This is a genomic window from Micromonospora sp. WMMA1949, assembly GCF_027460145.1.
Taxonomy (GTDB): Bacteria; Actinomycetota; Actinomycetes; order Mycobacteriales; family Micromonosporaceae; genus Micromonospora.
Window position 1 is genome coordinate 408,557 of record NZ_JAPZBG010000001.1, and the last position, 11,483, is coordinate 420,039.

An 11,483-nucleotide genomic window follows, 5' to 3' on the forward strand; every position below is an offset into this window, starting at 1 on the left:
TCACGCGGGCGGCCCGGCCGCCAGCGCCAGCCGCAGCACCGCGTCCCGCACCGGCAGCAGCCGCCGCGCGCCGGACAACCGCCCCGCCCACCGCGCGCCCGCCGCGATCCGCTGCGTGGGCCGCCGGCGGCGCCTGTCGTACGCCCGCAGCCCGGCGGGCAGGTCGTCGGCGTCGCGGACGCAGCCGGCGAGCGCGACCGCGTCGATGAGCGCCTGGCAGGCGCCCTGCCCGAGATCCGGGGTCATCGCGTGCGCGGCGTCGCCGAGCAGCACCGTCCGGCCGGACACGTACGACGGCAGCGGCGTCAGGTCGTGGATCTCGTGCCGCAGGATCCCCTCCGGGGTGAGCGCGTCGAGCACCCGCGGCACCGGCTGGTGCCAGTCGCCGAAGAGACGGCGCAGCTCGGCAGCGTCGTCGGGCGGCGCCGGGTGCCCCTCGGGCAGCCGCACCGCGGCGTACCAGTTGGTGCGGCCCGGCCCGGCCGGGGTCAGCCCGAACTTGCGCCCCCGACCCCAGGTCTCGCCACCCTCGGCCAGGTCCAGGTCGACCACACCGCGCCAGGCCACCGCGCCCGCGTAGCGCAGCGGGTACCGCCGGCCGTACATCGCCTCGCGCACCACGCTGTTGATCCCGTCCGCGCCCACCACCAGGTCGTACGCCTCGCGCAGCGGCGCCGGGTCGGCCACCGGGGCATCCAGGCGCAGCACCGGGCCGGGCAGCGCGCCGGCCAGGACGGCAAGCAGCACCGGCCGGGTGACCAGGTACACCGGCTCGCCGTGGCGGCGCTCCAGCCGGTCGACGTCGATGGTTGCGATCCGGCTGCCGTCCGGGCGCCGGATCGACCCGCCGCCCTGGCGGCTGCCCCGGCGGCGCACCTCGGCACCGACGCCGAGCGCGTCCAGGGCGCGCATCGCGGCGGGCCAGATGCCGAGCCCGGTGCCGCTGTCCGGCAACGCGGCGGACCGCTCCAGGACCGTCACCTCCCAGCCCGCCGCCCGCAGGCCGATGCCCGCCGCGAGCCCGCCGATCCCGCCCCCGACCACGACCGCGCGTCCGCCCATGGCGTCACCGTACTACAGGTGTAGTCACCCGCACTACGGCTGTAGTCTGCCCCGGTGACCGATCGCCGCACGCTCCTGCTCGACGCCGCCATCCGGGTGCTCGGCACCGGCGGGCCGCGACAGCTCACCCACCGGGCTGTGGACGCCGAGGCGGGCCTGCCCGAGGGTTCCGCCTCGAACCGGTTCCGCACCCGGGAGGCGCTGGTCACCGGCGTCTTCGACCGGCTCGTCGAGGTGGAGACGGCGGCCTGGCAACGGCTCGCCGCGGACCTGCCGGCGGGCGACGTCGCCGCGTTCGCCGCCGTCGTCGGCCGGCTGATCCGGGAGTTCACCGACCAGCAGCGGGTGGTCACGCTGGCCCGGTACGCGCTGTTCGTCGAAGCGGCCGTGCGACCCGACCTGCGCCCGGCGATCGAGGCCGCCCGGGCACGGCTGGCCGGCTGGGGGGAGCCACTGCTCGCCACGCTCGGCTCGACCGACCCGCCGGCCCACTTCCGGATGCTGCTGGCACTCGTCGACGGGCTGCTCAGCAACCAGCTCGCCGCCCCGGACGACGACGTCGACCCGGAGGCCGCCGTCGCCACGCTGCTGCACGGCTTCCGCGCCGGCCCGTCCGCCTAGCTCCCGCCGGCGCGGCGCCCGGCCGCGGCGCGGCAGGTGCGCAGCGCGTCGGACAGGGTCGTCAGGTGCCCGGCCGGTGGCATGATCCAGCCCGGTCCGGCGCTGAGCACCCCCACCGACGGGAACTCCCGCGCGAACCGGGCCATCCGGTACGCCCGGCCGGTCACCGGGGTCTGCGACCACACCACCACCGTGTGCGGCCGGCTGCGGCGCACGGCGCTGGCCAGCGCGGGCCAGGGCAGGGCGGCGCCCAGCAGCAGGCTGCCCAGGTTCGCCTCCCGCAGCGCGGCGGCGAGCGCGTGCAGGCCGAGACAGTGCAGTTCCTGTTCCGCCGCGGCGAGCAGGATGCCGCCGCCCGGCGACCTCCGTCCCGGCTCCCGCAGCAGGGCGTCCAGGCCGGACCGGATCCCCTCGGCGAAGGCGTGCTCCACCGCCACCTCGACGGCGCTGTGCCCGGGCAGCGCGGCCAGCATCGGCGCGCAGACCCGCTCCCACACCGCCGTCACGCCCCACCGGCCCGCGGCCTCGACGACAAGCGCGGCGACCCGGTTGCCGTCCAGGTCCTCCGCGGCGAGCGTGAGGTGCTTGCGGACGTCCTCGACGGCGTCGCCCGGCATCGCCTCGGCCACCACCAGAAGCACCTCCCGGGTAGACGGTCACTACCCGGGGTTCGGCCCGACGGCACGGTTTGGATGCGCTCGGGCCGGACCGGTCCGGCCCGGGTGCGATCCCGGCACCGGGCCGGTGGGCCGGATCACACCGGCTCGCGCTCCACCGGGACGGGCTCCGCCGCGGCCACGGGGCGGCGACGACGGCGCAGCGACAGCCACACCGCAGCGATCAGGCCCAGGGCGAGCACCGTCAGCAGGTACGCGTCGACCGCCGGCGTCTTCGCCGTCCCCTCCATGTGGGCTGCCTTCCAGATCAGCCCGCGCGGGACCGTCGCGCCGGTGCGGTCCCGGCCGGGCCACAGCAGGAACGGCAGCACGGCGGCCACCGCGAGGACGGCTGCGGGCACCCGGGCCGGGCCGCGGGCACGCCGCGCCAGATCGATCAGGACCAGCGCCGCCGGGCCGATCCAGAGCCAGTAGTGCGACCAGCTCACCGGGGAGACGGCGAGCGTGGTGAACCCGACCACCACCATGGCGGCCGCCTCCTCGCCCTGCCGGTGCAGCGCGACGGCGAGCGCCAGGCCGGCCATCCCGGCGAGAACCGCGGCCAGCATCCACGGCCGGCTGTTCAGTTCGTCGCTGCCGAGCAGGCGCGCCACGAGACCCTGGAGGGACTGGTTGGCGGCGTACCGGGGGCCGGAGGTCGCGAGCGGCCGGGACGAGTCGAACGCGCGACCGGCGATCCAGTAGTCGTACGAGCCGCCCGGCTGGATGATCGCGCCCAGCACGGTGAGCCCGGCGAACGTCGCCCCGGCCACCAGGGCGGCCCGGATCCGGCGGGTCAGCAGCAGGTAGACCACGAACAGGCCGGGAAGCAGCTTGACCGAGGTGGCGACGCCGATGCCGACACCCTTGAGCCGGCTCCGGTCCGGCCGCGCCAGGTCCGCCACCACCAGCAGAAGGACGAAGACGTTGATCTGGCCGAGGTAGAAGGTGCGGTGCAGCGGCTCGGTCCACACGAGCACGGCGAGTACCGCCGCGGCGAGGCCGAGCCGGCCCGGCGCGCCCCGGTATCCGAGCATCCGAGTGGTGAACCACAGCGTCGCGAGCATCGCCAGCAGGCCCGCCACGGTCCACACGTACAGGGCGGCCCGGTCGTCGAGCAGCGTCAGCGGCGTCAGGAACGGCAGCGTGATCGGCGGATAGGTGTAGGGCAGGTTCAGCGTGGTGTAGCCGAGCCGGTAGACCGGCTCGCCGTGCAGGAAGGACCGCGCACCACCGATGTACATCGACAGGTCGGTGCCGCGCAGCGGGTCGTGGTCCAGGAAGACGGCGTACGCGGCGAGGGACCCGGCCAACGCCAACAGACCGGGCAGGAGCAACCAGGACGGCAGGGTGACCGGCGGTGGCGCCGGCCGGTCGGCGGGGACCATGGTGGCGAGCGCACGCAGACGCGAGACGGCCATGAATCGGGGAGCGTAGCGTCGCTCCGCGTCACGTGGGGGGCGCTGCCGCCCGCCCGCACCACGGCCACCGCCGTGCCGGAGGGGTCACTCGGGGAACGTGACCACCCAGCGCGCGCCCTCGCCGCGAGCCAGCCGCTCCAGCGCCGCGGGCGCCTCGGTCAGCGGCACCGTGCCACTCACCAGCGGCGCCAGGTCCAGATCACCGGCGGCGAGCGCGGCGGCCAGCTCCGGCACCTCCCGGTCCGGGTCGGTCGAGCCGTACACCGAGGAGCGCAGCGTGCGCGCGGAGTGGAAGATGTCCAGCGCGGAGAGGCTGAGCATGTCGTCGCGGGCGCCCATGCCGACCACGGTGACCGCTCCCCCGCGCCGCGTCGCCCGCCAGGCGGCGCGGATGGTGGCGGACCGGCCGACGCACTCGAACGCGTGGTCCACACCGCGTCCCTCGGTGCGAACCCGGATCTCCTTGCCGAGCCGGTCGTCGGAACGGAGGAAGTCGGTGGCCCCGGCGGCGAGTGCCAGGTCCCGCTTGGCCTCCACCACGTCCACGGCGAGGATCGGCGACGCCCCCGCCCGCCGGGCGGCGGTCAGCACGGCCAGGCCCACCCCGCCGAGCCCGATCACCGCGACCGACTCACCGGCCGCGACCCGTGCGGTGTTGCGGACCGCGCCGACGCCGGTGAGCACCGCGCAGCCCAGCACCGCGGCCTGCTCCGGCGGCAGCCCGGCCGGCACCGGTACGGCGGCGTGCTGCGGCACCACCACCTCCTCGGCGAGCGCGCCGAGCCCGAGCGTGACCTGAAGGGGCTCACCGGCGGCCGTCTCGCCCCGGGGTGTGGACGGGTTGGGGTTGGCGGCGCAGAGCCACGGTTCGCCGTGCCGGCAGTGCCAGCAGTCCCGGCAGGCCGGCGCCCAGTTGAGCACCACGGGTGTGCCGACCGCGAGCGTCGTGCCGGGCCCGGCCTCGGCCACCACGCCGGTCGCCTCGTGCCCCAGCACCAGCGGGTACGCGGGCGCCAGCGTGCCGTCCACCATGGCCAGGTCGGAGTGGCAGATGCCGGCGGCGCGGATGCGTACCCGCAGCTCACCCGGGCCGGGCGCGGGCAGGCGTACGTCCTCGACCGCCGGTGTCTCGCCCCGGCCGCGCACCACGAGCGCCCTCATCGCTGGATCGCCTTCAGCTCGGTGAACTCCTCCACGCCGTACGCGCCGAGTTCCCGGCCGAGGCCGGACTGCTTGTAGCCGCCGAACGGGGCGAGCGGGTTGAACGCGCCGCCGTTGACGTCCACCTGGCCGGTACGCATCCGCCGGGCCACCGCCAGCGCCGCGTCGGAGTCGGCGGACCAGACCGCGCCGGCCAGCCCGTACCGGGAGTTGTTCGCGATGGCGACCGCCTCGTCGGTGTCGGCGAACGGGATCACCGCGAGCACCGGCCCGAACACCTCCTCCTGCGCCAGCGCGCTGTCCGGGTGGACGTCGGCGAAGACGGTGGGCGCCACGAAGTGGCCCCGCGACGGCAGTGGCGCGTCCGGGCCACCGGCGACGAGCCGGGCGCCGTCGGCGAGCGCGCGGTCCACGTGGTCGCGTACCCGCTGGGCCTGCGCGGCGGAGGCCAGCGGGCCGAGCCGGGTGGCCGGGTCGAAGGGGTCGCCGAGCCGGTAGCCGGCCACCGCCGCCGCGACCAGGTCCAGCGCCTCGTCGTAGCGGTCGCGGTGCACGAGCATCCGGGTCCAGGCGGTGCAGGTCTGCCCGGAGTTGAGCAGCGCGTTGCCGACGCCGACCTTGACCGCGGTGGGCAGGTCGGCGTCGGCCAGGACGACGTTCGCCGACTTGCCGCCGAGTTCCAGCGACACCCGGGCGATCCGCTCGGCGGCCAGGTGCGCGATGCGCCGGCCGGTGGCGGTGGAGCCGGTGAACGAGACCAGGTCGACGTCGGGGTGCGCGGCGAGCGCCTCGCCGACCACCGGGCCGGTGCCGGGCACGAGGTTCACCACGCCGGGTGGCAGGCCGGCCTCGGTGATCGCGTCGAACAGCAGGTACGCGGTGAGCGGGGTCAGCTCGCTGGGCTTGAGCACCACCGTGCACCCGGCGGCGAGCGCGGGCGCGACCTTGGCGACCACCTGGTGCAGCGGGTAGTTCCACGGGGTGATCGCCCCGACCACGCCGACCGGCTCCCGGACGACGAGGGAGTTGCCCACCGTCTGCTCGGCGGCCGGCCGGGCGGCCAGGTCGACCATGCTCCGCAGCACGGTCAGCGGCAGGCCGGTCTGGACGCGGGTGGCGAGCTTGAGCGGGGTGCCCAGCTCGGTCGCCACGGTGCGGGCGATCTCGTCGGCGCGGGCGGCGAGCGCGGTGTGCAGCCGGTCCAGGTGCGCGGCCCGCTCGGCGGGTGCGGTGTCGGCCCAGCCGGGGAAAGCGGCGCGGGCGGCGGCGACCGCGCGGTCCACGTCGGCCGGTGTGCCGGCGGGCACCTCGCCGGCGATGCCGCCGGTGGCCGGGTTCTCCACCGGGAGGGTGTCGCCCGAGGAGGGGTCGACCCAGTCACCGGCGATGTACAGGTGGCGGCGCGTCAGCAGGGCGGGAGGGGCGTCGGCGAGATCCATGGCGTCCTTCGGGGGTGGTGGAAACTAGCGGTGGGAGTTTCGACGCTACTCCGGACCGCCGACCCGTTCCAGCGGGGCGACGGTGGCCGCGTACTCGGCGGCGAGTCCGTGCAGCAGCGCGTCCAGGCCGAGCGCGAACGCGCCCTCGTCCACGCTGCGTTGATGGCCGGCGAGCCGGTGCGCCTGGTTGAGGTGCGGGTGCGCGGCGTACAGCGAGGGGTCCTCGACGAAGCCGCGGGCGAACGAGCCGAGCGCGGACCCGGCCACGAAGTAGCGCATCGCGGCGCCGATGTGGGTGGCGCGCGCGGGCGGCCAGCCGGCCCGGACCAGCGCGCCGTAGACCGCGTCGGCCATGGCGAGCGCGGCCGGACGGCGGCCCGGCCCCTGCGCCAGGTACGGCACGATGTTCGGGTGCGCGGCCAGCGCGGCCCGGTACGAACGGGCCCAGCGGCCGAGCGCGTCGAGCCACTCGTACTCGTCGAAGACACTGATGTCGACGGTTGCCGCGACGCCGTCGGCCACCGCGTCGAGGATCTCTTCCTTGGTGGCGAAGTGGTTGTAGAGCGAAGGGCCGCGGACGCCGAGCGCGGCGGCGAGCCGCCGGGTCGAGAGCGCGTCCAGCCCGTCGGCGTCGATCAGCGCCAGCGCGGTCTCGACGATCCGGTCGCGGGTGAGCAGGGCCTGTCGGGGTCGGGGCACCTGGTCATCATCCTCCTTTCGGCCCGGGGTCTGGACGCGGGAAAACTTCCAGCGCTAGTTTAGAGCCAGTCGACCTGAGGGGGCACCGTGGACTTCGCACTGTCCGACGAGGAACGCGCGATCCGGGACACCGTTCGCACGTTCGTCACCCGCGAGGTGATGCCGCTGGAGGCGGAGGTGCTGCGCCGCGAGCGCGCCCACCAGCCCGGCCTGGACCGCTCCGAGCTGCGCGAACTCCAGCTCAAGGCGAAGAAGTTCGGCTTCTGGGGGCTGGCCACGCCGGAGGAGTACGGCGGCATGGCCCTGCCGGCGGTCATGCAGTCGCTGATCTGGACCGAACTGGGCCGCAGCTTCGTGCCGTTCCGCTTCGGCGGCGAGGCCGACAACATCCTGTTCCACGCCACCGAGGAGCAGAAGCGCGAGTTCCTGATCCCCACCATCGAGGGGGAACGGATCTCCTGCTTCGCCATCACCGAGCCCGGCGCGGGCTCCGACGCAGCGAACATCAAGCTGCGCGCCCGCCGCGACGGCGACGACTGGATCCTCGACGGCGAGAAGACGTTCATCACCAACGGCAACGACGCCGACTTCGCCATCGTGGTCGCGGTGACCGACCCGGAGAAGGGCGCCCGCCGTGGCGGCGCGACCGCCTTCCTGGTGGACCGCGCGATGGGCTGGCGGTCGGAGTTCATCCAGACCATGGGCGAGGGCGGCCCGGCCTCCCTGATCTTCGACGGCGTACGGGTGCCGCACCGCAACATCCTCGGCGAGATCGGGCAGGGCTTCACGCTCGGCATGGAGTGGATCGGCAAGGGCCGCTACACCATCCCGTCGCACGCCATCGGCATCGCCGAACGAGTCCTCCAGATGGCGATCGACCACGCCAACACGAGGGAGACGTTCGGCGCGCCGATCGCCACCAACCAGGCCATCCAGTGGATGATCGCCGACTCGGAGACCGAGCTGGAGGCGGCGCGCTGGCTGATCCTGCGCTCGGCGTGGACCGTCGATGCGGGCCTCGACCCCCGGCACGCCTCCTCGATGGGCAAGCTCTACGGCGCCGGCATGGTCAACCGGGTGGTGGACCGGGCGCTGCAGATCCACGGCGGCATGGGCTACACCCGGGAGCTGCCGATCGAACGCTGGTACCGGCAGGTCCGGCTCTACCGGATCTTCGAGGGCACCGACGAGATGCAGCGGCTGATCATCTCCCGGGACCTGCTGCGCGGATACACGAAGATCGGCGGCCACCTGGCCTGATCGGTCACCCGGCCCGAGCCGTCAGCCGGTCAGCGCCTCGACCGCCCGGTCCACGTCCTCCTCGGTCGTGTACAGGTGGAACGAGGCGCGGACCCGGCCGGCCCGGACCGCGGCGCGCACCCCGGCGCGGGCCAGCCGCTCGTGCGCGTCCGGCACGTCGACGGAGACGATCGCGCTGTCGCCCGGCGGGCGGCCCAGCCCGGCCAGGAACCGGTTGGCCAGCCCCACGTCGTACGCGCGCACCGCCTCCGGATCGAGGTCGGCGAGCAGCTCCAGCGCCGGGGCGGCCCCGACGTAGCACAGCCAGGACGGGGAGATGTCGAACCGCCGGGCGTCGTCGGCCAGGCGCAGCGGCATGCCGTAGTAGGAGGCGTGCGGGTCCTGGCCGGCGTACCACCCGGCCGCGTCCGGGCGCATCCGCTCGCGCAGTTCCGGCGCCAAGTAGGCGAAGGCCGCGCCGCGCGGCGCCATCAGCCACTTGTACGCCCCCACCACCACCGCGTCCGCCCGGTCCGCGGCGAACGGCAGCCACCCGCACGCCTGCGTGGCGTCGACCACCACGAACGCGCCGTGCGCGCGGGCCGCCGCGACGATCTCGTCGTACGCGGTGACGGTGCCGTCGGCGGACTGCACCACGCTGAACGCCACCAGGTCGGTGTCGGCGTCGATCGCGTCGACCAGCCCCTCCAGCGGGACGGTGCGGACCCGCACCCCACGCTCCCGCTGGACCAGCCACGGAAACAGGTTCGAGGTGAACTCGACCTCGGGCACCACCACGGTGGCCCCCGCCGGCAGGCCGGCCGCGATCGGCGCGACGAGCTGCGACACGGCGGAGCCGATGCTCACGTCGGCGACGTCCACACCGGCCAGCCGGGCGAACGCGGCCCGGGACCGCCCGACCGACTCGTCCCACACCTCGAACGACACCCGCCCGGTCCGCCAGTCGGCGAGCACCCGCTGCACGGCGTCCCACACCGGCTCGGGCGGCAGCCCGTAGGTGGCGGTGTTCAACCAGCCCGGTTCCGGCTGCCACAACTTCCGCGCCTGCTCAAGCTCCATGCTCCCGACGCTAACCACCCCCACCCCAACCCCAACACCGCCAATCCCACCCCCGTGGCCCCCCACCCCCACCCCCACCCCCACCCCCACCCCCGCCGATCTTGCACTTTCAGCCCCGACAAAAGGTGCAAACTCACCAACCGCAGGGCCGAAACTGCAAGATCGCGCGACGGGGGCACCCGCCCTGTCGATCATGAAGTTGGCGCCGTCGGCGGTCCGATTTGTCGCCGCCAAGTTCATGATCGTCGCGCTGAGGGTGGGGGGAGGTGGGGCAGCGCTGCGGCGATCTCTGCGCGGATCCGGGGCAGGGGCCAGGTGGCCAGGTCAGGCAGGGAGTGGTGGCGGCGCAGCTGCCCGGCCGCGGCGCGCCGGGCAACACCACGACGGTACGGGGACAGTGCGCCCCGGTGGTCCCGCAGTCGTGAAGGAAGTCTTCAGCAAAGAGCCTGTCGATGCAAGGTATCGACATAGACGAACGTCACGCTATAGGGTGCGGCGAACCGGCGACGTGAGCCCAGTCGCCCCCCTGCAGTGGACGAGGAGTGCCTGTGACGATTCGGAGACCGTCGCGTCGGGTGAGCCTGCTCGGCGGCGCCATGATCCTCATGCTCGGTTTGACCGGCCAGCCGGCCCAGGCCGCGCCTGAGCACCGCGCGCAGCCTCTCGCCGCCGCCTTCGCGCAGGCCGCGGCCGATTCCGACGTGCCGCGCGACCTGCTCGCCGCACTCGGGTACGCCGAGACCCGCCTGAACGGCCACGGCGGCGCGCCCAGCGCCTCCGGCGGGTACGGAGTGATGCACCTGACCAGCAACCCGAAGGTGCGGACGCTCGACGAGGCCGCGCGCCGGACCCGGCTGGACCGCGCCGACCTGCGTACCCGGGACGCGGCGAACGTGGCCGGCGCGGCGGCGGTGCTGCGTTCCTACGCCGACGAGGCCGGGCTCAGCGCGGCGCAGCGCGACGACGTCAACCAGTGGTACGGCCCGATCGCCCGCTACGGCGGCGCGACCGACGCGGCCACCGCCCGGCTGTACGCCGACTCCGTGTACGACCTGCTCGCCCGGGGCTTCATCGCGACCACGGCCGGCGGCGAGGTCGGCGTGGACGGCCGTCCGGTCGCACCGCAGCGGGGCCGGTACGCCGACGTGGCGCCGCTGGGCACCGGCGACTTCGGCACCCTGAGCACCGACTACGGCCCGGCGGCCTGGGTGCCGGCCAACTCGTCCAACTACACGGTCTCCAGCCGCGAGTCGGCGTACCCGATCAACTACATCGTCATCCACACCATGCAGGGCAGCTACGCCGGCTCGATCAGCTGGTTCCAGAACGCCGCCGCCGGCACCAGCGCGCACTACCTGCTCCGCTCCTCCGACGGCGCGGTCACCCAGATGGTGCGGGACAAGGACATCGCCTGGCACGCCGGCAACTGGACCTACAACACCCAGTCGATCGGCATCGAGCACGAGGGGTACGTCGACAACGCCTCCTGGTACACCGACGCGATGTACCGGTCGTCGGCGGCGCTGACCCGGTACCTGTGCGACAAGTACGGCATCCCGAAGACCCGCACCAACATCATCGGGCACAACCAGGTGCCGGGCGCCACGCACACCGACCCGGGTTCGAACTGGAACTGGACCTACTACATGCAGCTCGTCACCGGCGGCACCACGCCCCCACCGACCGCCTGGTCGACGATCGTGGACAACACCACCGCCGGCCGGTTCACCGCGAGCGCCAACTGGGGCACCTCGACGTACTCGGGGCAGCGCTACGGCGCCGACTACCGGTACGCCAACCCGGTCGCGGCCAGCGACACCGCCTGGTACAAGGTGAACATCCCGGCGACCGCCACCTACCGGGTGGAGGTCTGGTATCCGGCCGTGGCCGGCTACAACACCTCCACGCCGTACATCGTGGCGACGACCAGCGGCAACCAGACGGTAGCGGTGAACCAGAGCGCCAACGGCGGTGCGTGGCGGTCGCTGGGCACCTTCACCCTGGCCGCCGGGGACGCCAACAAGGTCGGTGTCAGCAGGTGGTCCGGCAGCACCGGGTACGTGATCGCCGACGCCATCCGCGTCACCCGCGTCTGAGCGGCACGT

At 74.4% G+C, this 11,483-nt stretch carries 10 protein-coding genes; 3 read left to right on the forward strand and 7 right to left on the reverse strand.

Annotated elements, in window-relative coordinates; translation table 11 throughout:
* Complete coding sequence (locus O7607_RS01700; RefSeq protein WP_269700524.1) at positions 1-1,062, reverse strand: FAD-dependent monooxygenase; 1,062 nt, start codon at positions 1,060-1,062, stop codon at positions 1-3.
* A gap of 54 nt (positions 1,063-1,116) precedes the next feature.
* On the opposite strand from O7607_RS01700, the gene O7607_RS01705 reads away from it, so the two are divergent.
* A complete protein-coding gene (locus O7607_RS01705; RefSeq protein WP_269700525.1) occupies positions 1,117-1,683 on the forward strand; it encodes a TetR/AcrR family transcriptional regulator in 567 nt (188 codons plus the stop codon).
* Here O7607_RS01705 and O7607_RS01710 read toward each other — a convergent pair.
* From O7607_RS01710 to O7607_RS01730, 5 genes are all read right to left on the reverse strand, one after another.
* On the reverse strand, positions 1,680-2,315 hold the full coding sequence (locus tag O7607_RS01710; protein ID WP_269700526.1) for a transcriptional regulator: 636 nt from the start codon (positions 2,313-2,315) through the stop codon (positions 1,680-1,682). The two genes, O7607_RS01705 and O7607_RS01710, sit on opposite strands and share 4 nt — an antisense overlap.
* 122 nt (positions 2,316-2,437) lie before the next feature.
* Positions 2,438-3,760 carry a glycosyltransferase 87 family protein gene (locus O7607_RS01715; protein WP_269700527.1) on the reverse strand — a complete coding sequence of 441 codons (1,323 nt, stop codon included), beginning with the start codon at positions 3,758-3,760 and terminating at the stop codon, positions 2,438-2,440.
* An 84-nt stretch (positions 3,761-3,844) separates the two neighbouring features.
* Complete coding sequence (locus tag O7607_RS01720; protein WP_269700528.1) at positions 3,845-4,921, reverse strand: alcohol dehydrogenase catalytic domain-containing protein; 1,077 nt, start codon at positions 4,919-4,921, stop codon at positions 3,845-3,847.
* Complete coding sequence (locus O7607_RS01725; RefSeq protein ID WP_269700529.1) at positions 4,918-6,360, reverse strand: aldehyde dehydrogenase family protein; 1,443 nt, start codon at positions 6,358-6,360, stop codon at positions 4,918-4,920. Before O7607_RS01725 ends, O7607_RS01720 begins: the two co-directional genes overlap by 4 nt.
* Before the next feature lie 45 nt (positions 6,361-6,405).
* On the reverse strand, positions 6,406-7,059 hold the full coding sequence (locus O7607_RS01730; protein ID WP_128138684.1) for a TetR/AcrR family transcriptional regulator: 654 nt from the start codon (positions 7,057-7,059) through the stop codon (positions 6,406-6,408).
* Positions 7,060-7,146: 87 nt separating this feature from the next.
* Here O7607_RS01730 and O7607_RS01735 point away from each other — a divergent pair, with 87 nt between their 5' ends.
* On the forward strand, positions 7,147-8,319 hold the full coding sequence (locus O7607_RS01735; RefSeq protein ID WP_269700530.1) for an acyl-CoA dehydrogenase family protein: 1,173 nt from the start codon (positions 7,147-7,149) through the stop codon (positions 8,317-8,319).
* A gap of 21 nt (positions 8,320-8,340) precedes the next feature.
* Here the strand turns inward: O7607_RS01735 and O7607_RS01740 are convergent, their stop codons facing one another.
* On the reverse strand, positions 8,341-9,378 hold the full coding sequence (locus O7607_RS01740; protein ID WP_269700531.1) for an aminotransferase class V-fold PLP-dependent enzyme: 1,038 nt from the start codon (positions 9,376-9,378) through the stop codon (positions 8,341-8,343).
* A gap of 1,145 nt (positions 9,379-10,523) precedes the next feature.
* Between O7607_RS01740 and O7607_RS30535 the strand changes: the two genes are divergently transcribed.
* Complete coding sequence (locus tag O7607_RS30535) at positions 10,524-11,474, forward strand: golvesin C-terminal-like domain-containing protein (RefSeq protein ID WP_442929512.1); 951 nt, start codon at positions 10,524-10,526, stop codon at positions 11,472-11,474.
* The last annotated feature ends 9 nt before the right edge of the window (positions 11,475-11,483 follow it).

Excerpts from the sequence above, each read along its gene's own strand:
- O7607_RS01715 (WP_269700527.1), bottom strand. The coding sequence starts at position 3,760 with ATGGCCGTCTCGCGTCTGCGTGCGCTCGCCACCATGGTCCCCGCCGAC.
- O7607_RS01725 (WP_269700529.1), bottom strand. The coding sequence starts at position 6,360 with ATGGATCTCGCCGACGCCCCTCCCGCCCTGCTGACGCGCCGCCACCTG.
- O7607_RS01700 (WP_269700524.1), bottom strand. The coding sequence starts at position 1,062 with ATGGGCGGACGCGCGGTCGTGGTCGGGGGCGGGATCGGCGGGCTCGCG.
- O7607_RS01720 (WP_269700528.1), bottom strand. The coding sequence starts at position 4,921 with ATGAGGGCGCTCGTGGTGCGCGGCCGGGGCGAGACACCGGCGGTCGAG.
- O7607_RS01740 (WP_269700531.1), bottom strand. The coding sequence starts at position 9,378 with ATGGAGCTTGAGCAGGCGCGGAAGTTGTGGCAGCCGGAACCGGGCTGG.